General features: G+C 60.7%; 25 protein-coding genes. 21 read left to right on the forward strand and 4 right to left on the reverse strand.

All coding sequences use genetic code 11. The annotated features are described in order from the left end of the window. Positions 1-3: 3 nt before the first annotated feature. On the reverse strand, positions 4-507 hold the full coding sequence (locus PLAV_RS19080; RefSeq protein WP_012111812.1) for a MarR family winged helix-turn-helix transcriptional regulator: 504 nt from the start codon (positions 505-507) through the stop codon (positions 4-6). A 253-nt stretch (positions 508-760) separates the two neighbouring features. On the opposite strand from PLAV_RS19080, the gene PLAV_RS14675 reads away from it, so the two are divergent. From PLAV_RS14675 to PLAV_RS14705, 7 genes are all read left to right on the forward strand, one after another. Beyond that, complete coding sequence (locus PLAV_RS14675; RefSeq protein WP_012111813.1) at positions 761-1534, forward strand: MotA/TolQ/ExbB proton channel family protein; 774 nt, start codon at positions 761-763, stop codon at positions 1532-1534. Between the two features lie 21 nt (positions 1535-1555). After that, positions 1556-1963 (forward strand): ExbD/TolR family protein, encoded by a 408-nt coding sequence (locus PLAV_RS14680; RefSeq protein WP_012111814.1) that lies wholly within the window; start codon positions 1556-1558, stop codon positions 1961-1963. Next, on the forward strand, positions 1960-2364 hold the full coding sequence (locus PLAV_RS14685; RefSeq protein ID WP_012111815.1) for an ExbD/TolR family protein: 405 nt from the start codon (positions 1960-1962) through the stop codon (positions 2362-2364). The genes PLAV_RS14680 and PLAV_RS14685 overlap by 4 nt, the downstream gene beginning before the upstream one ends. Beyond that, positions 2361-3215 (forward strand): hypothetical protein, encoded by an 855-nt coding sequence (locus PLAV_RS14690; RefSeq protein WP_012111816.1) that lies wholly within the window; start codon positions 2361-2363, stop codon positions 3213-3215. The genes PLAV_RS14685 and PLAV_RS14690 overlap by 4 nt, the downstream gene beginning before the upstream one ends. Before the next feature lie 120 nt (positions 3216-3335). After that, positions 3336-4205: an NAD(P)-dependent oxidoreductase gene (locus PLAV_RS14695; RefSeq protein WP_012111817.1), complete on the forward strand. Its 870-nt coding sequence runs from the start codon at positions 3336-3338 to the stop codon at positions 4203-4205. Next, positions 4202-5350: a type III PLP-dependent enzyme gene (locus tag PLAV_RS14700; RefSeq protein ID WP_012111818.1), complete on the forward strand. Its 1149-nt coding sequence runs from the start codon at positions 4202-4204 to the stop codon at positions 5348-5350. Before PLAV_RS14695 ends, PLAV_RS14700 begins: the two co-directional genes overlap by 4 nt. Positions 5351-5458: 108 nt before the next feature. Further along, positions 5459-5911, forward strand: coding sequence for a TetR/AcrR family transcriptional regulator (locus PLAV_RS14705; protein WP_012111819.1), 453 nt, complete (start codon positions 5459-5461; stop codon positions 5909-5911). On the opposite strand, the gene hemB is transcribed toward PLAV_RS14705, so the two are convergent. Next, complete coding sequence (gene hemB / locus PLAV_RS14710) at positions 5901-6908, reverse strand: porphobilinogen synthase (protein ID WP_012111820.1); 1008 nt, start codon at positions 6906-6908, stop codon at positions 5901-5903. The genes PLAV_RS14705 and hemB overlap by 11 nt on opposite strands. 167 nt (positions 6909-7075) lie before the next feature. Here hemB and PLAV_RS14715 point away from each other — a divergent pair, with 167 nt between their 5' ends. From PLAV_RS14715 to ldtR, 4 genes are all read left to right on the forward strand, one after another. Then, positions 7076-8215 carry an isobutyryl-CoA dehydrogenase gene (locus PLAV_RS14715; RefSeq protein ID WP_012111821.1) on the forward strand — a complete coding sequence of 380 codons (1140 nt, stop codon included), beginning with the start codon at positions 7076-7078 and terminating at the stop codon, positions 8213-8215. A 1-nt stretch (position 8216) separates the two neighbouring features. Next, complete coding sequence (locus tag PLAV_RS14720) at positions 8217-9257, forward strand: enoyl-CoA hydratase/isomerase family protein (protein WP_012111822.1); 1041 nt, start codon at positions 8217-8219, stop codon at positions 9255-9257. Between the two features lie 19 nt (positions 9258-9276). Continuing rightward, positions 9277-10167, forward strand: coding sequence for a 3-hydroxyisobutyrate dehydrogenase (gene mmsB, locus PLAV_RS14725; protein WP_012111823.1), 891 nt, complete (start codon positions 9277-9279; stop codon positions 10165-10167). Between the two features lie 138 nt (positions 10168-10305). Then, positions 10306-10818, forward strand: coding sequence for a transcriptional regulator LdtR (ldtR, locus tag PLAV_RS14730; protein ID WP_012111824.1), 513 nt, complete (start codon positions 10306-10308; stop codon positions 10816-10818). 21 nt (positions 10819-10839) lie between these two features. Here the strand turns inward: ldtR and PLAV_RS14735 are convergent, their stop codons facing one another. Next, on the reverse strand, positions 10840-11634 hold the full coding sequence (locus PLAV_RS14735) for a DUF1295 domain-containing protein (protein ID WP_012111825.1): 795 nt from the start codon (positions 11632-11634) through the stop codon (positions 10840-10842). A gap of 274 nt (positions 11635-11908) precedes the next feature. On the opposite strand from PLAV_RS14735, the gene PLAV_RS14740 reads away from it, so the two are divergent. From PLAV_RS14740 to PLAV_RS19730, 4 genes are all read left to right on the forward strand, one after another. Then, on the forward strand, positions 11909-13108 hold the full coding sequence (locus PLAV_RS14740) for a L,D-transpeptidase family protein (RefSeq protein ID WP_012111826.1): 1200 nt from the start codon (positions 11909-11911) through the stop codon (positions 13106-13108). Between the two features lie 32 nt (positions 13109-13140). Next, positions 13141-13917 carry a glycerophosphodiester phosphodiesterase family protein gene (locus PLAV_RS14745; protein WP_012111827.1) on the forward strand — a complete coding sequence of 259 codons (777 nt, stop codon included), beginning with the start codon at positions 13141-13143 and terminating at the stop codon, positions 13915-13917. Between the two features lie 133 nt (positions 13918-14050). Next, on the forward strand, positions 14051-15277 hold the full coding sequence (hemA, locus tag PLAV_RS14750) for a 5-aminolevulinate synthase (RefSeq protein WP_012111828.1): 1227 nt from the start codon (positions 14051-14053) through the stop codon (positions 15275-15277). Further along, positions 15267-15563: a DUF6898 family protein gene (locus PLAV_RS19730; RefSeq protein WP_012111829.1), complete on the forward strand. Its 297-nt coding sequence runs from the start codon at positions 15267-15269 to the stop codon at positions 15561-15563. Before hemA ends, PLAV_RS19730 begins: the two co-directional genes overlap by 11 nt. Before the next feature lie 17 nt (positions 15564-15580). Here PLAV_RS19730 and PLAV_RS14760 read toward each other — a convergent pair whose 3' ends face one another. Next, a complete protein-coding gene (locus tag PLAV_RS14760) occupies positions 15581-16027 on the reverse strand; it encodes a Ros/MucR family transcriptional regulator (protein WP_041536044.1) in 447 nt (148 codons plus the stop codon). A 521-nt stretch (positions 16028-16548) separates the two neighbouring features. Between PLAV_RS14760 and glyA the strand changes: the two genes are divergently transcribed. The 6 genes from glyA to ribH are packed head-to-tail and all read left to right on the forward strand — an operon-like array spanning position 16549 to position 21810. Beyond that, entirely contained in the window at positions 16549-17865 is a 1317-nt protein-coding gene (glyA, locus tag PLAV_RS14765) for a serine hydroxymethyltransferase (RefSeq protein ID WP_012111831.1), read from the forward strand. A 46-nt stretch (positions 17866-17911) separates the two neighbouring features. After that, positions 17912-18400, forward strand: coding sequence for a transcriptional regulator NrdR (gene nrdR, locus PLAV_RS14770; RefSeq protein WP_012111832.1), 489 nt, complete (start codon positions 17912-17914; stop codon positions 18398-18400). 54 nt (positions 18401-18454) lie between these two features. Continuing rightward, positions 18455-19573 carry a bifunctional diaminohydroxyphosphoribosylaminopyrimidine deaminase/5-amino-6-(5-phosphoribosylamino)uracil reductase RibD gene (gene ribD / locus PLAV_RS14775; RefSeq protein ID WP_012111833.1) on the forward strand — a complete coding sequence of 373 codons (1119 nt, stop codon included), beginning with the start codon at positions 18455-18457 and terminating at the stop codon, positions 19571-19573. Positions 19574-19577: 4 nt separating this feature from the next. Beyond that, a complete protein-coding gene (locus tag PLAV_RS14780) occupies positions 19578-20204 on the forward strand; it encodes a riboflavin synthase (protein WP_012111834.1) in 627 nt (208 codons plus the stop codon). Between the two features lie 5 nt (positions 20205-20209). Then, positions 20210-21358, forward strand: coding sequence for a 3,4-dihydroxy-2-butanone-4-phosphate synthase (gene ribB / locus PLAV_RS14785; RefSeq protein WP_012111835.1), 1149 nt, complete (start codon positions 20210-20212; stop codon positions 21356-21358). Continuing rightward, complete coding sequence (gene ribH / locus PLAV_RS14790) at positions 21355-21810, forward strand: 6,7-dimethyl-8-ribityllumazine synthase (RefSeq protein WP_012111836.1); 456 nt, start codon at positions 21355-21357, stop codon at positions 21808-21810. Before ribB ends, ribH begins: the two co-directional genes overlap by 4 nt. Positions 21811-21826: the final 16 nt, after the last annotated feature.

The raw sequence follows: 21826 nt of genomic DNA on the forward strand, positions 1-21826 counted from the left end.
GCATCACCCCTTGCGGCGGGCCTTGCGGTCTTTCGTATCGAGCACTTCCAGGTTCTTGCGCATCTTGTCCATGCATCTCAGCATGGCGATGTAGTCCTTCTCATTGATCCCCGCGATCGCCTCACTATGGATAGCGGCGTAGTGATCGCGCGCGATGTGCTTGCTCGCGTGGAGCAGGGGCGTGAGATAAATGCATTTGGCGCGGCCGTCCGTCGGATGGATGCGACGTTCGACAAGGCCGAGCGATTCCAGCTCGTTCAGATAGATCCCGACGGAGACCTTGTGGATGCTGAGCGCGTTTGCAAGCTCGGTCTGCGTCTGCCCATCCGTTTCGAGGAGTGCGATGACGATTCGTGTCTGGTTGCGGGTGAGGCCAGTGCGACGGTCGTAGATGGTTGCCAGCATTGTGCCGACATCGTTGATCGCCTTCAGGAAATGATCGGGAAGAAAGAGATCGTCTCCGGCGGTGTCCGCGACCTCTACGGCGGTATTTTTCGTTTGCGACATGCCCCACCATTCCCTGTTGTCTCACCCGCCTGCTGCCGGATGCATGTATATCGAGGGTATCAGTGCGGCGCCCCAGTGTATTTACCAACATTAAAAATGACGCCGGGCCGAGCGAACCGCTTGACCTTGGAGCGCAGCGGTGATTTCGTAACGAAAATTTACTAAAAAGACGATCTCGGGTCATTGATAAAAACAAGACCGGAGTCCAGCGAAGAGCTGGGAGGGGACAGTTGCTTTCGGGAGGGAGCGTAGTATGCCGGAAGAAGAATCGACAGTCGGCGGCGCCAATGGCGCGCCGGAAGCGGCCGCAGGCGCGGGCGACACGATGACCAACGCGGCCGATATCATCGCCACCTCCGGGGGCGGGGATACCTGGTATTCATTGGGCTCGCTGCTCGACAAGGGCGGCCCCATCGTGGCCATCCTGCTTGTGCTGTCGGTCATTTCGGCGGCGATCATCCTGCTCAAGATCTTCCAGTTCTGGTCCGCCGGGCTTTCCAAGCGGGCTTTTGTGGAGCCGGCGCTCGACAAGATCGAAAGCGGCGACCTCGCCAGTTCGCTTGAGGTGCTGAAGAAGCAGCGGACGCCGCTTGCCCGGGCGATGGCGGCGGGGGTGCGCGCAAAAATGCGCGGCGACCTGCGCGACGAGGACGTGGCGTCGGAAATCGTTCGTGTCGGCACGATGGAGATCGGTTCGCTGCAACGCTATCTCCGCTGGCTCGAAGTCATCGGCAATATCTCGCCGCTGCTCGGCCTACTTGGCACGGTTATCGGCATGATCAACGCCTTCCAGAGCCTCGAAGAGGCGGGAACGCAGGTGGACCCGGCGCTGCTTTCGGGCGGCATCTGGGTGGCCCTGCTGACGACGGCCGTGGGCCTTATCGTGGCGTTGCCGGCCATCACCGCGCTCAACCTGCTCGAAGGCAAGATCGATCAGGTGCGGCTGTCGATGCGCGATGCCTCGGCCCGTGTGATTGCGGCGCTGCATGCGCGGCAAGGGCCGACACAGTCGAAGGCGGCGCAGTAGCCTCGAAAGGGAGCAAAACCCATGTTCGAGGAACCCGTTCGACGCAGGGGGATGGCCAGTCTGACGCCGCTTATCGACGTGGTGTTTCTGCTGCTCATCTTTTTCATGCTGACGACTTCGTTCATGCAGACGCAATCGCTGTCGGTGGTGACGCCGGCGCCGAGCGCGGACGAACTGCCCACCGATGCGCGCGTTGTCGAAATATGGCTGATGGGCGACGGCACGCTCAGGCTTGACGGCAAGCCCGTGGAGCGGACGGCGCTGACGGCGTCTCTCCGCGAAGCCATCGGCGAGCGCAAGGACATGACCGTCACGATCCTCGCCGAAAAGGGATCGCGCACGCAGGCGCTGGTGGCGGCTGTCGAGGCGGCACGGCAATCCGGCGCGAAGGCCGTGGGTACGGCGCGCGTGGAGAAAATCAGGCCATGATCGAATTCGACGAAGAACAGCCCCGGCGGCAATTCGAGACGCTGATTCCGCTTATCAACGTGGTGTTTCTGCTGCTGATCTTTTTCCTGCTGGCGGGCACGATGACGCCACCCGAACCCGTGGCTGTTGCCCTGCCGCAGGGAGAACTCAACGACCGGGAACGCGACCTGCCGGCGACGCTCATCATGGAAGCGGACGGTTTCGTGTGGCTTGGCGACAGGGTGGTGGACGCGAAGATTTCGGGACCGATGGTGGAGCGATATCTGGGCGAGCAGGGAACGAAGCGCGTCGCCATCAAAGCCGACCAGGAAGCGCCGGCCGAAGCGCTGCTTCTCCTGATGGAGGGGTTGCGGGAAGTCGGCGTGGAACAGGTCACGATCCTGACGGAGCGCGGCAAATGACGGCGCCGGCGACAACTTACAGACGCGCCGAAGCCGAGATGGAAGGGCGCGACTTCAAGCTGCGCAATTTCATGATTGCGTCGGTGCTGCTGCACTCGCTGCTCTTCCTGTCGCTGCTGCTGACTTTCGGCGGAATATTCGGCGGGCCGGGGCCGGGCGGCGGAGAGGCCGTGACATTTCAGCTTGCCGCCGGTTCGGCCAATGACCGCTATGCGGCGCCGCCGGAGCCCGTGCAGAAGCCGGAGCCGCCGAAGCCCGAGCCCGTGAAGCCGCCGGAGCCGAAAAAGGAAACGGTGGTCCGCAAGGATGCGAAACCGATACCGCCGCCGGAAGTGATACCGGAGCCGACGCCTGAAGCCTCCGAGCCGGCGGCGAGCGCCGGTGGCGGCATCCAGGATGGCACGAGCAGCGGCGCCGGGGGCGATGCGGCGGAAACCATTCTCAACAAGAAGGGCAACTCGCTGACAGCCGGGCAAATCCGCTCGCAGATGACGGGAAAGACGTTTCATCTGGAGATGGGCCGGATCGAACTCGAGGGCGGCAGCCGCCTCATCAATACGATCATCAAGCTCAATCCCGATGGCACGACGAATGTCGAGCTGATCCAGTATTTCGCCCAGACCTATCACCGCGGTACTTCTTCCACGCGAAGCCGCCGAGGCGACGGCAGCTGGTGGATCGAGGGCAACCGCTGGTGTCACAGGTCGGAAGAAATTCAGTACAACACGCCGGACTGTTACGACATGACGATGGAAGGCAACATCGTGCGGCTCTATTACGGGCCCTGCTCGGCGAAGTCCTCCCAGCTCTGCAAGACCGGGCGCATCGCCGCCGAAGGCGAGATACGCTAGGTTCCGGAAAAAATTCGTCGGGAAATACGGCGCCGCGTTCCGACGCGGTGCCGCTTTTTTGCGCTTTGCGGGCGCAGCCTGTTAGATAGGCCTCCAGTGAGAAGCGCGAGGAGGCAAGGCGTGAGCAAGGTCGCATTTATCGGGCTTGGCGTGATGGGATACCCGATGGCTGGTCATCTCGGAAAGGCCGGGCACGTGGTTACCGTCTACAACAGGACCGCGGCGAAGGCGGAACGCTGGGTGGGCGAGCATGGCGGCACCCAGGCGGCGACACCCGCGGAAGCGGCCGCGGGCGCGGAGATCGTTTTTGCCTGTGTCGGCAATGACGATGATCTGCGCGAAGTGACCGCAGGCGCGGAGGGCGCCTTCCAGAAGATGGGGCAAGGGGCAATCTTCGTCGACCACACGACGGCTTCCGCCGCTGTGGCGCGCGAGCTTCATGACGAAGCGAAAGCGCGCGGCATCTCCTTTATCGATGCGCCGGTTTCGGGCGGGCAGGCGGGCGCCGAAAATGGCGTGCTGACGGTGATGGCCGGCGGCGACGAGGGCGCATTCGCGAAAGCGGCGCCCGTCATTTCAGCCTATGCACGGATGGCGCGGCTGCTCGGCCCATCGGGCGCGGGGCAGCTGACCAAGATGGTGAACCAGATATGCATTGCCGGGCTGGTGGAAGGACTGGCGGAAGGGCTGCATTTCGCGAAACAGGCGGGGCTCGACGCCACCGCCGTGATCGAAACGATTTCCAAGGGCGCGGCGCAAAGCTGGCAGATGGAAAACCGTTACAAGACCATGATAGAGGGCAAGTTCGATTTCGGCTTTGCTGTCGACTGGATGCGGAAGGACCTCGCCATCTGCCTCGACGAGGCGAGGCGGAACGGCGCCCATCTGCCGGTGACGGCGATTGTCGATCAATTTTATTCCGAAGTGCAGGCAATGGGCGGGCGGCGCTGGGACACATCGAGCCTTATCGCCAGATTGGACAAGACATGACGAGCGCCGCGCGGCAACTGCGTTTTGCATCTGTCACGGATGTCATCCAGCGGCTCGACCCCTCCTATCCGGTGTTCTGCATTTTCCCGGATATCCTGAAGACGCGGGCGCGGAGCTTTGTCGAGGGATTTCCCGGGACGGTGCTTTATGCCACCAAATGCAATCCTCACCCTTATGTGCTGAAGGCGCTGTCGGATGCGGGCATTCATCATTTCGATACGGCGTCGATTTCCGAAATCGCGAAGGTGACGGAGCTACTGCCGGAGGCGCATTGCTATTTCAACCATCCGGTGAAGGGGCGCGGCGCGCTGGAGGCGGCGGCGGATGTTTACGGGATCACCGATTATGTGGTGGACCATCCCGACGAGCTCGACAAGGTGATCTCGATTGCGGGCACCGACATCACAATCGAAGTGCGCATCGCGACGCCGAAGGGGAAGGTGGTCTATGACCTTTCCGCGAAGTTCGGCGCGGCGCCCGAGGGGGCGGTGACGCTTCTCAAGGAAGCGAGCAGGCGCGGATGCCGGACCGCCATCGCCTTTCATGTCGGCAGCCAATGCCTCGACCCAGACGCCTTTCGCGTCGCCATGGAGATGGCGATGAGAGTGGCGGAGGAAGCGGGAGTGAAGCTCGAATATCTCGATGTCGGCGGCGGCTTTCCCGCCATCTACAAATCGAATGTGCCGCCGCTGCAGACCTATTTCGACACCATTGCGGCGGCAAGGGAGCGGCTCGGGATCGAGGTGCCACTGTTTGCCGAGCCCGGACGAGCGCTGGTTGCCGAAGCCTGCTCGGTGCTGACGCAGGTGCATCTGCGGAAGGGCGACGATCTTTATATCAATGACGGCATTTACGGCTGTCTTTCCGAAATCCGGGACGGAGACCTCGATCCGCCGGTGCGGGCGCTGACGAAGGATGGCAAGGTTGAAGGGGAGCTGCGGCCGTTCCGCATCTTCGGGCCGACCTGCGACAGTCTCGATGTGCTGAAGCTGCCATTCTATCTTCCTGAGAATATCCGCGAAGGCGACTGGGTAGAGTTCGGGCTTATGGGCGCATACTCGATCGGAATGCAGACCGGTTTCAACGGGTTCATCACCGATACCATCGTGCGCATAGACGGCATGCACGAGGACTTTGCCTTTTAACCAAAACTTTATGCTCCGTTCACGGATCGTTCTCCAATTAAGGTTGACACCGATGTTAACGGCGATAACATGTAAATTATCGAGACAAAGCAAGAACGTGAATCGCGAATGCGCCTTCGAGGCCAGAAGACGACATATCATCATGGCGACCTTCGGCGCGGGCTGATGGAAGCAGCAATGACGCTGATCGACATTCGCGGACGCCATGCGCTGACGATGCGCGAGGCAGCGCGGCGGGCGGGCGTTTCGGAGGCGGCGCCTTACCGGCATTTCGCCAATCTCGACGAGCTGCTTGGGGCGGTCGCCATCGAGGGCTACGAGATATTGATTGACGATCTGGAAGCCGTGGGCAGCGCGAAGGCGGTGCGGGAAACCTATCTCGCTTTCGCGCGCGATTTTCCCGGCCGTTACGAATTGATGTTCGGGCGGCTTGGCGACAGGAAATCCGCAACGAAGCGCAAACGGCTCGCGGCGGAGGTGGCCGAGCTTACGGAACGGGCGGGAGGACTTGCCGCGCTCCATGGCGAGGCATCGCTTGCACTTGCGGGGCTTACGCCTTGAGGAGCCTCGCCGCATCCAGCGCGAAGTAAGTCAACACGCCATCGGCACCGGCGCGCTTGAAAGCCATGAGGCTTTCGAGGATCACGCGGTCTCTGTCGAACCAGCCGCGCTCGATGGCGCCGGCGATCATCGAATATTCGCCGGAAACCTGATAGGCGAAAGTCGGCATGCCGAACTCGGCCTTCACGCGAGACACGATGTCGAGATAGGGCAGGCCCGGCTTCACCATGACCATGTCGGCGCCTTCGGCGATGTCGAGGGCGACTTCGCGCAGGGCCTCGTCGCCATTCGCGGGGTCCATCTGATAGGTGCGCTTGTCGCCCTTCAGGGCACCCGACGAACCGATGGCGTCGCGGAAGGGGCCGTAGAAAGCGGACGCATATTTCGCGGCATAAGCCATGATCTGGGTGTTCGTATGTCCTGCCGCTTCGAGTGCGGCGCGGATCGCGGCGACGCGGCCGTCCATCATGTCGGAGGGCGCGATGATGTCGCAGCCGGCTTCGACCTGAACAAGCGCCTGCGCGACCAGAGCCTCAAGCGTCTCATCGTTCAGGATGACGTCTCCGGCAAGCAGCCCGTCATGGCCGTGGCTCGTGTAGGGATCGAGCGCGACGTCGCAGAGAATGCCGATATTAGGCACTGCGGCCTTGATGGCACGGGTGGCGCGGCAGACGAGATTGTCCGGGTCGGTGGCGAGCGAACCGGTCGCGTCGCGCTTTCCGGTGGGGGTGAAGGGGAAGAGGGCGATGACCGGAATGTCGAGCGCGGCGGCTTCCTCTGCGGCGCGGACCGCCTCATCGACGCTGCGGCGGTGGACGCCCGGCATGGTCGAGACGGGCTCCAGGACGCCATTGCCCTCGGTCAGGAAAATCGGCCAGAGAAGGTCGTTTACCGAAAGGCTGTTTTCCGCCACGAGCCGTCGCGACCAGTCGACCTTGCGGTTGCGGCGCATGCGGATGGCGGGAAAGGAGGGGGCGGGGCGTTGTTTTTCGGTCATGCGAAACTCATAGCGCCAAGGCGGGACGGGTGCAATGTGCCCGAATGTCCGGAGGAGCCCGTGTTCCGCAGCGTAAGGAGGGCGCTTCGTTGACAGGCCGAAGGGCGGCCAGTATCACGCTCACAAGCCGGTTTCGAGGGTTGGCGGCTATCCGGGAGGAAAGAAACATGCGCTTCGATCTCACCGAAGAGCAGCAGGCATTTCAGGATGTGGCGCGCAACTTTGCGACCGATGAGCTGGCCCCCCATGCGGCCGATTGGGACCGGGATGCCTTTTTTCCCGTGGCGACGATGCGCAAGGCGGCGGCGCTCGGCTTTGCCGGAATTTATGTGCGCGAGGATGTGGGCGGCTCGGCGCTGACGCGGCTCGACGCGGCGCTGATATTCGAGGCGCTGTCGGAGGGCTGCACATCGACTGCGGCGTTCATGTCGATCCACAATATGGCGTCGTGGATGATCGACCGCTTCGGCAATGAGGAGCAGCGTCAGAAATGGCTGCCGCGCCTGACGCCGATGGATCTCATTGCGAGCTATTGCCTGACGGAGCCGTCCAGCGGATCGGACGCGGCGGCATTGAAGACGAAGGCCGTGCGCGATGGCGACCATTATGTGCTGAACGGTTCGAAGGCTTTCATTTCCGGGGCCGGCACTTCCGACCTCTATGTGTGCATGGTGCGGACCGGCGAGGCGGGCGCCAAGGGCGTTTCCTGCATCGTCGTGGAGAAAGACACACCGGGCGTTTCCTTCGGTGCGCCGGAACGCAAGATGGGCTGGAACAGCCAGCCGACGGCGCAGGTGATTTTCGAGGATGCGCGCGTGCCGGTGGCCAACCGGATCGGCGAAGAGGGCGAAGGCTTCAAGATCGCCATGATGGGGCTCGATGGCGGGCGGCTCAATATCGGCGCCTGCTCCCTCGGCACGGCGCGGGCGGCATTGAAGCGGGCGAAAGATTATCTCGGCGAGCGTGAACAGTTCGGCAAGAAGCTCGCCCAGTTCCAGGCATTGCAGTTCAAGCTCGCCGACATGGCGACGGAGCTGGAAGCGGCGCGGCTGATGATCATGCAGGCGGCAACAAAGGTCGATGCGAAGGCGCCGGACGCGACAATGCATGCCGCGATGGCGAAGCGGTTCGCGACGGATGTGGGCTTCAACGTCATCAACGAGGCGCTGCAGATTCACGGCGGCTACGGGTATCTGAAGGATTTTCCGCTGGAGCGGCACCTGCGCGATGCACGCGTGCACCAGATACTCGAGGGAACGAACGAGATCATGCGCGTCATCATCGCGCGCGAACTACTGAAGAGCTGACATGAGCGAAGAACCTGAAGTCCTCTTCGAGCGGCGTGGGGCCGCGGGCATCGTCACGCTCAACCGGCCAAAGGCGCTCAATGCGCTGACGCTCGGCATGGTGCGCGCGATCCATCCGCAGCTCGCGGCGTGGGCGGAGGAACCCAATGTGCAATGCGTCGTCATCGAGGCGGCGGGCGAGAAGGCGTTCTGCGCAGGCGGCGACATTCGCGCGCTCTACGATTGGGGGCAGGCGGGAGACAGGACGGCGCTCGATTTCTGGCGCGAGGAATATCAACTCAATCGCTTCATCAAGCATTATCCGAAGCCTTATGTGGCGCTGATGGACGGGATCAACATGGGTGGCGGCGTCGGCCTTTCCGTGCATGGTTCACATCGCGTGGCGACCGAGAGGCTTACCTTTGCGATGCCTGAAACCGGCATTGGACTTTTCCCCGATGTGGGCGGTACTTATTTTCTGCCGCGCTGCCCCGGCGAAACGGGACTTTTTCTCGGGCTTACCGGTGCGAGGATAAAGGCGGCGGATGCCGTTTATGCCGGCATTGCGGACGCCTATGTTCCGTCGGTGCGGCTTGAGACGCTGAAGGATCGCCTGGCCGGCGGCGCGCCGGTACGCGAGGCGCTTGGCGAAGTTGCGGAAGAAGAGGGTGCGGCGCCGCTCGCCGAACTGCGCGGGACGATCGACCGGCATTTCGGGAAGAATTCCGTTGCCGAGATTCTCGCTTCGCTTCGCGCGGATGGGGGCGAGTGGGAGACAAAGACCGCGGATACAATCGAAACCAAATCGCCGACAAGCACGCTTGTCGCTTTCCGGCAAATTCGCGAGGGCGCGGCGCTCGACTTCGATGCCTGCATGAAGCTGGAGTTCCGGCTCATCAACGGCTTTGTGAAAGGACACGACTTCTATGAAGGCGTGCGGGCAGTCGTGATCGACAAGGATCAAAATCCGAAATGGAAGCCGGAAACGCTTTCCGACATGAATGTGGACGATGTGGACGGATATTTCGAGCCGCTCGGTGCGGATGAGCTGACATTCGGCTAGGCGGCAGAGGGAGGACGGCATGGCGAAGATCGGATTTATTGGACTCGGCAATATGGGCGGGCCGATGGCGAAGAACCTCGCCAAGGCAGGACATGCGCTCAAGGTGTTCGATCTTGCGCCCGCGGCTGTTGCGGCGCTTGTCGAAGCCGGTGCCACAAAAGCGGCGAGCGCGAGCGACGCGGCGAAGGACGTCGAATTCGTCGTAACGATGCTGCCGGCGGGCGAGCATGTGCGCTCGGTCTATTTGGGCGAAGGCGGCCTCTTGTCGGTGGCGGCGAAGGGTACGGTTTTCATCGACAGCTCGACCATCGACGTTCCCTCTGCGCGGGAGACGATAGCGGCGGCGGAAAAGGCCGGCATGATGATGATCGACGCGCCTGTGTCGGGCGGGGTAGGAGGAGCGGAAGCGGGCACGTTAACCTTCATGGCAGGCGGCACCGTGGATGCCTTCGAGAAGGCGAAGCCGCTGCTGGAGATCATGGGCAAGAATATCTTTCACGCAGGGGCGGCGGGAAACGGGCAGGTTGCCAAGGTCTGCAACAACATGATCCTCGGCATTTCGATGATCGGCGTTTCGGAGGCCTTCGTGCTGGGAGAGAAGCTCGGGCTCGATGCGCAGACGCTTTTCGATATTTCCTCGACGGCTTCCGGCCAGTGCTGGTCCATGACTTCCTATTGCCCGGTGCCCGGCCCCGTGCCTGCATCTCCCGCCAACCGGAACTACAAGCCGGGATTTTCAGCCGCGATGATGCTCAAGGACCTGCGCCTCGCACAGGATGCGTCCAAAACGGCGAGAACGCCGACACCTCTCGGGGCGCAGGCGGCGCAGCTTTACGCGCTCATGGAAGCGGCTGGGGAAGAGAATCTGGATTTTTCGGGGGTCATCAAGCTGATCCGCGGAGAAATATAGTTTTAAGCAACTTCTCTCCAGTTTGGCCCCGCGCCCGGCAGTTTAAGGCCTCGTTAGGACGAACGCACATAGAGTGACGAAAAGCGGGACAGAAGGTGCCGCTACGGCGTGATTTGTGCGAGTTCAGAGGCCAAACCCATGGGTATGACCAACCTCAAAACCGAAGCATTTGTGGAGGATCAGAAGGATCCGGGCCGCAAGGAAGCTTATCTCGAAGCCCTCACCTATGTTGAACGCCTTCACAGGCGGCTGCTCGATGTCATCAAGGACGAGCTGGACCGGACGCGTTGTTCGGAGATCAACAGTGTGCAGGCCCTGCTTCTTTTCAATATCGGCGACTCGGAAATGACCGCAGGCGAGCTCCGGACGCGCGGGCATTATCTCGGCTCGAATGTTTCCTACAATCTGAAGAAGCTGGTCGAAGCCGGTTATATCCATCATCAGCGCTCGCGCTCGGACCGCCGGTCTGTCCGCGTCAAGCTGACGGAAAAAGGCCGTGCGATCTGTGCGTCGATCAACGAGCTCTATAACAAGCACTGCATGATGATCGTCGAGGTGGGCGATATTTCGGCAGATGAACTGCGCCAGGCGAATGCGACGCTGTTCAAGCTTGAACGCTTCTGGACCGACCAGATCCGTTATCGGCTCTAGCCCGTTTACTCGCGCGACATGTCAGTCCCTGCGGCGTGGCGGCAGGGGGATGAACCCGCTTGTGCGCCAGACATAGTCGTCGTAGCCGGGGCGCGATTTGCGGAGGCCACGCTCGAGAAGCGCCTTGCCTGAGACGTTTACAAGAAACCATGTCATCAGGGCGGGGCCGATGGCCGTCCACCACAAGGCGGGCGAGGATGCGGCGATGATGAACAGGCCCCACCAGACAACGGCGTCGCCAAAATAATTCGGATGACGGGTCCATGCCCAGAGACCGCGATCCATCACCTTGCCGCGATTGGCCGGATCGGCCTTGAAAGCGGTGAGCTGAGCGTCGCCGATCGCTTCGAAGGCAAGGCCCGTGAGGACAAGAACAGTGCCGAGCACATCCGCGAGTGTGAGGCGGCCGGGTGTTTCGGCCATGATGCCGAACTGTACCGGCAGCGAGACGGCAAACATGATCGCCGCCTGCAGGCCGAAGACGATATAGAGGCTTTTCCACCAGAAGGAGGGGCCGCGTTTCGCGCGCATGGCGGCATAGCGGCGGTCCTCGCTCGCCTCCCGGCGCCAGCGGAGATAGAGGTGGCCGGCAAGACGCAGACCCCAGAGCGCGGTGAGGCCGGCAATCAGCGCGGCGCGGGTGGAGTAGCCGGGATTGAGGCTCCAGGTGGCGAGGGCGATGATGACGAATCCGAGGCCCCAGAAGATATCGACAATTCCTGCGTCACGCAGGATGACGCTGAGCACCCAGACCACGAGCATGGCCGCCAGCACGAAGCCGGCATTGAGCATGAGAGTTGCAATTTCACCACTCATAACGGAAGTGTGACCTATTCCGGGTCAGGCAACCAGAAAGTTGGAGCCTCATGGCGCATATTTCATGGCAGTCTGACGGTGTTGCGGGATCGGCAGGCATTGGCTGTCCCAAAATGGTAAAGAGAGCGGATGTTCTTGTGCTGGATGGGTTGCCGGCATTGCAAGTTGGGGCTGTGTAATCAAGGTGTTTACGAAGCCAATCCGGTTCCGGTTTTCGCAACGGGCCATATTCATCTGTGGATTGTTTGCGGCCTGGCTTTCCGCTGGTCCGGCCATGGCCGAGATCGCGAGGAATTACGGGCAGGACCAGACCCATTGGGTGGACCCCTGGCAGGCGGAGACGGGCGCGGCTGTTGCGGAAGCGCCGCCCTTCGAGCGGTCGTCAGCGCCGGTTCTCAGCGCCGAGACGCTGTTGCCGCTTACGCACGCAATCGAGACTTATCGCGTAATCGCCAATCTCGGCGGCTGGGGCTATGTGGCCTCCGGCGAACGGCTGGAGCTCGGTGTGCGCGACCCGCGCGTCGTGCAGGTGCGCGAACGGTTGACGGCGACCGGCGACCTGACCGTTCCGGCGCAGGACGCCGAGCTTTATGACGCCAATGTTTATGAAGCGGTGCGCCGGTATCAGGTGCGCAACGGGCTTGAGCCCGATGGTATCGTCGGGAGGCGCACCATTGCGGCGATGAATGTTCGCGTTCAGACGCGTATTCGGCAACTGGAACTCAATCTACGCCGGCTTTCGGCGGCGGTTCCCGCGCTGCCCGACCGGTACGTGTTTGTGAATATTGCGGGGCAGGAAGTTGAAGCGGTGAACAACGGGATTGTGGAGTTCCGCGAGCCCGTCATCGTCGGCAAGCAGGACCGGCAAACGCCGGAAATCACCAGTGAAGTAAACTCGATCACGTTCAATCCTTACTGGTATGTCCCGAAATCCATCGCGATGGCCGATATGCTGCCGAAGATCCGGGCCAATCCCGACTATCTGCAACGGCAGGGCATTCGCGTGCTGCAGGGATGGGACACAAATATCCGTGAATTGAACCCGCGCAATATCGACTGGTCGAACCCGCGCATCAATGAAGCTTATTACTTCAGGCAGGACCCCGGGCCGGGCAATTCGCTCGGTTCTCTCAAGATCAATTTTCCCAACAACCAGGCGATCTTTCTTCATGACACGCCGACCAAGACCCTGTTCGGAAGGCAGGAACGCAACTTCAGTTCGGGTTGCGTCCGTGTGCAGAATGTTCGCGGGCTTGTGAGCTGGCTGATGCAGGGAGATAGCTCCGAATGGGATGCGGCACGGGTAGCGCGATCGGTGGATTCCCGGCAGTACAGAAATGTGTCGCTGGCGACGCCGGTGCCGATTTACCTCATGTATCTGACCGCGTGGGTGACGCCGGAGGGGATCGTTAACTTCCGGGATGACGTGTATGATCGCGATGGCAGCGTGAATACGAGCGCGCTGGAAAACTAAGAAAAGATCCGAGGCTGCGGCGAGGGCGGTGAATGCGACCGGCGAAATTTCCTTATCTCGAGCATGACGGGTTGCTTGCTTTCGCGCATCGGGGGGGCGCAGGAGCATGGCCGGAAAATACGATGCCGGCCTTTCAAGGAGCGATCGATCTCGGCTACCGGTATGTCGAAACCGACGTGCATGCGACACGCGACGGCGTGCTGCTTGCCTTTCATGATGACCGGCTGGATCGCGTGACCGACAGCACCGGCTGCATTGCGGACATGGATTACGACCAGGTGCGCAAGGCACGTGTGGACGGGAAGGAGCCGATACCGCTGCTGGCGGAACTTCTGAGCACCTGGCCCGAGATCAAGATCAACATCGATCCGAAGCGCGACAATGCGGCGGAACCGCTGATCAAGCTGCTGAAGGATATGGATGTCATCGATCGGGTTTGCGTTACCGCCTTCTCTGGCAAACGCACTGCCGCGATCCGCGATGCCATTGGGCCGAGGCTCTGTACGGGCATGGGGCCGCTTTCGACCGTAAGGCTGCGTTTGGGCAGCTGGGCGGGGGCGGCCGGGGCGCTGCTCGGAGGATTTGTGGAGGGCGTTGCACAAATTCCCATCGAGCAATATGGCGTTACGCTGGTGGACCGGGCGCTGGTGGACAGGGCCCATGAGCTCGGGCTCCAGGTGCATGTCTGGACCATCGACGATGAGGCAGAAATGCGCCGCTTGATCGATCTCGGCGTCGACGGGCTCATGACCGATGTGCCGGCGCTCCTGAAAACGGTTCTCATTGAAAAAGGGCTCTGGCCCTCGTAACAGGCCCTCTCCAAGCCCATGACTTTTCTGCGACAATTCGCTTCTGGCCGGGCTGCGGTCCGGGGGTAAGTTGTGCTAAACAGGTGAAGACATTTGCTCCGCCGATAGGCTGGGCGAGGGACGGGAAGCGGTCATGGGCCAGGATGCCATCGACTACAAGCGGAAGCTGGCCGAAGCGCTACGCGCCGTGAAAGACGAAGGACGCTACCGCGTCTTTGCGGACATTGTGCGCCATCGCGGATCTTTTCCGCGCGCCACTTTTCATACGCCCGAAGGCAAACGCGACATCGTCGTGTGGTGCTCCAACGATTATCTGGGCATGGGGCAGCATCCGGCCGTTGTCGAAGCGATGCATCGGGCAATCGAAGAAGTCGGAGCGGGCTCGGGCGGCACGCGCAACATTTCCGGCACGACGCATTATCACGTTGAACTTGAGCGCGAGCTTGCGGACCTCCATCAGAAGGAGGCGGCGCTTCTTTTTACCTCCGGCTATGCCGCGAACGATGCAACGCTATCGACGCTTGCACGCATTCTGGGTGACTGTGTCATCATCTCGGACGAGATGAACCATGCATCGATGATCGAAGGCATCAAACGCGGCGGTGGACCGAAAAGGCTTTGGCGTCATAACGACCTGGCGCATCTGGAGGAACTCCTCAGCGAGATCGATCCGGCGCAGCCAAAGATCGTGGCGTTCGAATCCGTTTATTCAATGGATGGCGACATTGCACCTATCGGTGCAATTTGTGACCTCGCCCGCAAGTATGGAGCGCTGACATATCTCGATGAAGTTCACGCTGTCGGGCTTTACGGGCCGCGTGGAGGCGGGATCGCGGAGCGCGACGATGTCCTCGAAAAAGTGGACATCATCGAGGGGACGCTCGCCAAAGGCTTTGGCGTGATGGGCGGCTATATCGCCGCTTCAGCCGATCTTGTCGATGTGGTCCGTTCCTATGCGCCAGGCTTTATCTTCTCGACCTCGCTTGCGCCGGTGCTGGTCGCGGGCGTCCTTGCCGCGGTGCGCCACCTCAAGGCGAGCGATGCGGAACGGGAGCGGCATCAGGAACGCGCGGCAACGTTGCGCCAAATGCTGGCGGACGCGGGACTGCCGGTAATGATGTGCGAAAGCCATATCGTACCGGTGATGGTAGGCGATCCTGTTACCTGCAAGCAGGTGAGCGACGATCTGCTGAGGGATTTCGGCATCTATGTTCAGCCGATCAACTATCCGACCGTACCCCGGGGCACCGAGCGGCTGCGCTTTACGCCATGCCCCGTTCATACAGATGAGATGATGCGCGATCTCGTGGAGGCGCTGGACCAGGTATGGACCCGCCGCAAGATCAGACGTGCCGCCTGAAAGCGGCGCAGGCGGTCCGAGGGGATCGCGACGGGACGACGGCGGTGCGCGCCGCGAAATCATAATCGAATACACGCCCATCGGCGGCAGCGTCAAAGTGACGGCTGTCGATGTCGAGACCGGTACAGAAGTCTCAGTGGTGGGCCCGGCAACTGCGGCGGAAGTGGAGCTTGAGCGCGTTGCTGTGCGCAAGTTGCGCTACGTGATGGAAAAGAACGGACATATCAAGAAAGAGGGCGGAACAGAACGCTCGGAACCGCCGGCAGGCGGCGGGATCATCGTTTAGATGGCTTTGGTTCCGGGTTACTTCTTCTTGCGACCGCGTGCTGGCGCCGTGCCGACCCGTCCGAGACCGATCTGCTTCGCCAGTTTGGAACGCTGGGCCGCGTAGTTCGGCGCTACCATTGGGTAGTCGTGTGGCAGGTTCCAGCGAGCCCTGTATTCCTCCGGCGTAAGGCCAAATTGCGAGCGCAGATAGCGCTTCAGCATTTTGAGCTTCTTGCCGTCTTCCAGGCAGACAATGTAGTCCGACGTGACAGATTTCTTGACCGGGACCGCGGGCGCAAGGTCGGCTTCCTTGGCACTTACGCCTTGACCGAGATCTGAAAGCGTTGAATGAACGGCGCGGATCATCCCGGCAATGTCATTCGCTGCGATCGCGTTGTTGCTTACATAAGCCGCAACTATTTCAGTTGCGAGGCGAAGTATTTCCGTCGTGTCACCGGACACTGAAGACCTAGTCTCATTCATTCCGACAAATTGCCTTACTGGGGGTGACGCCTCCGCTCCGCGGGGGTGCAAAAACGCCATCTTCTAGCGCGATATAACTCCTAAAATGAAAGATATCAAGATTATCTTACAGTTGGAAAGGCATCGAAACCTAGAGATTCTCATGTGAAACATTACTGGCGGGCGCCCTATAATAATTTCTTGATTTATATGACGAAGTAAACTCGATGGTTCTAGTTTGTCTTACACTAAACTCACACAAGACACGTCTATCAAGTCCATTCCGGTGCTAAAGTTGGCGGCGAATACATGCCGATTACAAGCCCGGCCGCGGGGGGGGCGGTTCCACCGAAGGTTTGTGGTGAATTGGCGACCACAAACGATATGTGGTATCACGCCGGTAATTGAACCCGGATGCTCGCTGGCGTGCTGCCCGTACGGATAGCCTTGCCGCGGTGTTTTCGCCAACCGGTGGGGTTTGCGCATCACCTGGGCTTAAGCATGGCATCCGACGAAGTGCGGAAATTAGAGAAGGTAGTTTTATGGCTTTGAGCGATGCCGTGTCCCAGCGGAGCAGTTTTACCGGGTTTTTTACCGATGGATTGGCGGCAAGCGATCCTGACGTCCTGAGGGCCATCGAGCTGGAACTCGAGCGCCAGCAGACCGAGATTGAGTTGATCGCCTCGGAAAACATCGTCTCCCGCGCCGTTCTCGAGGCGCAGGGATCGATCATGACCAACAAATATGCGGAAGGGTATCCCGGCAAGCGCTACTACGGCGGCTGCGAGTTTGTCGATATAGCCGAAGAGCTGGCAATTGATCGCGCCAAAAAACTGTTCGATTGCACCTATGCCAATGTGCAGCCCAATTCCGGTTCGCAAGCCAACCAGGGCGTGATGATGGCGTTGCTGAAGCCGGGCGACACCATTATGGGCATGAGCCTTGCGGCCGGCGGTCACCTGACGCATGGCGCGGCACCCAACCAGTCCGGAAAATGGTTCAATGCCGTTCAATATGGCGTTCGCAGCCAGGACCACCTGATCGATATGGATGAGGTGGCCAGCCTGGCGAAGCAGCACAAGCCGAAGATGATCATCGCGGGCGGCTCGGCTTATCCACGTGTCATCGATTTCAAGGCATTTCGCGAAATCGCCGACAGTGTTGGCGCGCTCTTCATGGTGGACATGGCGCATTTTGCCGGCCTCGTCGCGGGCGGCATGCATCCGAGCCCGCTTCCTTATGCAGACGTCGTTACGACGACGACTCACAAGACGCTGCGCGGGCCGCGGGGCGGCATGATCCTCTCGAACAACGAGGACATCGGCAAGAAGGTCAACTCGGCGATCTTCCCCGGCATTCAAGGCGGACCGCTGATGCATGTCATCGCGGGCAAGGCCGTTGCCTTTGGCGAGGCACTCCGGCCAGAGTTCAAGGCCTATGCAAAATCGGTCGTGGACAACGCGCGGACGCTTGCGGCGACACTTGCCGAGGCTGGACTTGCGATCGTTTCAGGCGGCACGGATACGCATCTGATGCTTGTCGATCTCAGACCCAAGAAGCTGACAGGCAAGACGGCGGAAGCCGCACTCGAGCGCGCACACATAACCTGCAACAAGAATGGTATTCCATTCGATCCGGAGAAGCCGACGATCACTTCCGGCGTTCGCCTTGGCACGCCGGCGGGAACGACGCGCGGCTTCGGTGTAGCGGAATTTGCCGAGATCGGGCGACTGATTACGGAAGTTCTGGACGGACTGGCGCAGAACGGCGATGACAAGAACGGCGATGTCGAGGCGAGTGTGCGCTCTCGCGTCATCGAGTTGTGCAGGCGTTTTCCGATTTATGGCGGGCCGAAGTAAAAGCGGCTTGAAGCGGTTCGGGTAATTTTGAGGGGGCTGACAGCGCATGCGTTGTCCATATTGCGGAAACGAAGATACGCAGGTGAAGGACTCACGTCCCACCGAAGACAATACAGCGATCCGGCGGCGGCGCTTTTGTACGGCATGCGGCGGCAGGTTTACGACCTTCGAGCGCGTGCAGCTCCGTGAGCTGACGATCATCAAAACAAACGGCCGAAGAGTGCCTTTCGACCGGGACAAACTCATGCGTTCCGTGCAAATAGCCATGCGGAAACGCCCTGTTGAGCAAGAGCGTATTGAGCGTATGGTCAGCGGCATCGTAAGGCGGCTCGAGAGCATGGGAGAGAGTGAAATCCCGTCCGCCATGATCGGTAAACTGGTCATGGAAGGCCTGAGTTCTCTCGATGCCGTCGCCTATGTGCGCTTCGCATCGGTCTACCGGAACTTTCGCGAAGCCAAGGATTTTGAAGAATTTCTGGGCGAGCTCAGCGGGCCGCTTGGCAGTTCGCTCCGCGATGAGGATGAGGATCGCTGATCCCTAAGGACCGCCCCAAAAGCGGACCGACGGGCGCCGCCGATGGGAATGAAGATGGCTCGGCCATACGACGCGCAGTTTATGAAAATGGCCCTTACGCTCGCCGAGCGCGGGCTGGGAAGGGTCGCCCCTAATCCGGCTGTAGGCTGCGTCGTCGTGCGCGACGATGGCGACGGGCCGCGCGTCGTTGGGCGCGGCTGGACCCAGCCGGGAGGAAGGCCGCACGCCGAGACGGAAGCGCTGGCGCGCGCCGGGGCGCTTGCAAGGGGGGCGACGGTCTATGTGAGCCTTGAGCCGTGCTCACATCATGGCAAGACGGGGCCCTGCGCCGAGGCTCTCATTAAGGCGGGTGTTGCACGCGTCGTAGGCGCAATCGCGGATCCGAACCCGGCCGTTGCAGGGCGAGGGTTTGCCGCGCTGGAAGCCAACGGTATCGAGGTTACCGAGAATGTGTGCGCCGCCGACGCGCACCACCTCAATGAAGGTTTTTTCCTTACCATGTCGGAAAAACGTCCGCTGGTAACGCTGAAGATCGCCAGTTCTCTCGACGGGTATATCGCGACCCATGAGGGTCACAGCCAATGGATTACCGGCGACCGCGCGCGCGAGCGAGGCCATCTTCTGCGAGCAACGCATGATGCGATCATGGTGGGAAGTGCGACCGCGATCGTGGACGATCCGGAACTCACATGCAGATTGCCGGGCCTCGGCGATCGCTCGCCGATACGTATCATCGCAGATGGAAGACTGCGCTTACCGCTGACGTCGAAGCTGGTGCGTGATGCCAGCAAGACTCCTGTGTGGATATTGACGCTGCCAGGCGGCGACGGACAGAGACGTAAGGCTTTTGAGGATTGTGGGGTCACGCTAATCGAAGTCGAAGCGGGCGAGGGCGGTATCATGAATATGCGCGCCGCTCTTGAGCAGATTGCTGCGCGAGGCGTTACGCGGCTTCTCGTGGAGGGCGGCTCTCGTCTTGCCGCGTCTCTCGTCCTGTCGCGCCTTGTCGACCGGATAGAATGGTTTCGGGCCCCCAAGCTGATCGGTGGCGATGGCTACCCTGCTGTTTCGGCGCTCGGCGTCAAGAAGCTCGACGGCGCGCCTGCTTTCGACCTGCGTGAGACCGTTGCGTTGGGCGAGGATTCGCTCTCGAGTTACGTCATTCGGAACTAGCTTCATGTTCACAGGAATCATCACGGATGTTGGGCGCATTCGCGCTGTCGAGAAGCGCGGCGATGCACGCTTCGTAATCGGTACTGCGTACGGCACGGACGGAATAGACATCGGTGCCTCGATTGCCTGCGCCGGTTGCTGCCTGACGGTGGTGGAGAAAGGCCGGGACTCATCGGGCGACTGGTTCGCCGTCGACGTGTCCGCGGAGTCGCTGACCTGCACTACCCTTGGCGGCTGGGCAGAGGGCACACGGGTCAATCTTGAAAGAGCGCTGAAAGCCGGCGACGAACTTGGCGGGCACATCGTCAGCGGCCATGTCGATGGGATCTGCCACATTCGGGAAATCCGTCCCGAAGGCGATTCCATGAGGTTCGTCTTCGAGGCTCCCGGCGATCTCGGGCGGTTCATCGCTCCGAAGGGCTCGGTGACATTGAACGGTACCTCGCTGACAGTAAACGAGGTCGAAGACCGGAAAGCCGGCGGAAACGCTGGCAGTACGCTATTCGGTGTCAACATCATTCCCCACACCCAGGCGGTAACAACCTGGGGTATGGCGAAAGCCGGCGATCCCGTTAATCTTGAAATAGATATGCTGGCCCGGTATGTGGCGCGGCTGGTTCAAAAGGATTGAGACCTGTGTACAAGGAATATCTCTCCCCGATAGAAGACGTCATCGAGGACGCCCGGAATGGCAAGATGTTCATTCTTGTCGATGCGGAGGATCGCGAGAACGAAGGCGACCTCGTCATCCCGGCGCAGATGTGCACGCCGGAAGCCGTCAACTTCATGGCGAAGTACGGACGAGGGCTCATATGCCTGACGTTGACAAATGATCGTGCGAAGCAGCTCAACCTGCAGTTGATGTCATCAACCAACCAATCGCGTCATCAGACAGCGTTCACGGTGTCGATCGAGGCGCGGGAGGGAATTTCGACCGGCATCTCCGCGCATGACCGTGCGCATACCGTTTCCGTCGCCATCGATCCGACCAAGGGCGCCACCGATATCGTTTCCCCGGGCCATGTGTTTCCGCTTGTTGCGCGCGACGGAGGCGTGCTGGTACGGGCGGGACATACGGAGTCGGCGGTCGATATCGCACGCCTTGCGGGGCTTTATCCCGCCGGCGTCATTTGCGAAATCATGAATGACGATGGAACGATGGCGCGGCTGCCGGACCTCGTGCAGTTCGCGCAGTTGCACGGGCTGAAGATCGCGACCATCGCGGACCTCATCGCCTATCGTCGCCGATATGACAATTTTATCCACCGGGCGATCGAAACCGAACTCGACAGCGAGTATGGCGGCGAGTTCAAGCTCATGGTCTATCTCAATACCGTCGAATACGCGGAGCACATTGCGCTTGTAAAAGGCGATATTTCCGGGCCGGAGCCTGTACTGGTACGCGTTCACGCGATCAATGTCTTTGACGATATTCTGGGGGCGACCGGGCCGCGCTCGGACGTGCTGAAGGAGTCGATGCGCATCATTGCCGAGGAGGGCCGTGGCGTGATCGTGCTGATCCGCGATACAACCGCGACCGTCGTTTCCGACATGCTCCTGAGAAAGGGAGAAGGCGGAGAACAAGGAATGCCCCGGCGGCTTCGAGAGTATGGCGTAGGCGCGCAAATTTTGCTCGATCTCGGCGTTCATGACATGGTGCTGCTGTCGGATACGGATCGGAGCATTGTCGGCCTCGACGGGTATGGCCTTCGGGTTACGGGGCAACGTCCTATTACCAAAGCCGGCAATGCGAAGGCCGCTCGCGCCAAGGAGACCACCTCGTGACGACCCAGGCCCATATTCTCATTGTCGAAGCACGTTTTTATGAAGACCTGGCAGATGAACTCGCTCGTGGAGCGATCCAGGCACTTGAGGCGCGCGGCGCCACATGGCAGAGAGCTTCCGTGCCGGGCGTGCTCGAACTTCCGGCCGCAGTGAAATATGCTCTCGACGCGATGGCGCATGGCGGATTTACGAAAGCGTTTGACGGTTTCGTTGTTCTTGGATGCGTTATCCGCGGAGAGACTACGCATTACGACATAGTGTCGAATGAGTCAGCGCGAGCGTTGATGGATCTTGGAGTCGAACGCTCCCTTGCACTCGGAAACGGTATACAGACGGTAGAGAATGAGGCGCAGGCGTGGGCCCGCGCCAAGGTTAGCGAGAAGAACAAAGGCGGCGGTGCCGCGAATGCGTGTCTCGATATGATCGAACTCAAGCGCAGCTTCGGCGGCTAGAGACGATCGGGGTTTA

Source organism: Parvibaculum lavamentivorans DS-1, from assembly GCF_000017565.1.
In the GTDB taxonomy this organism is placed as follows: Bacteria; Pseudomonadota; Alphaproteobacteria; order Parvibaculales; family Parvibaculaceae; genus Parvibaculum; species Parvibaculum lavamentivorans.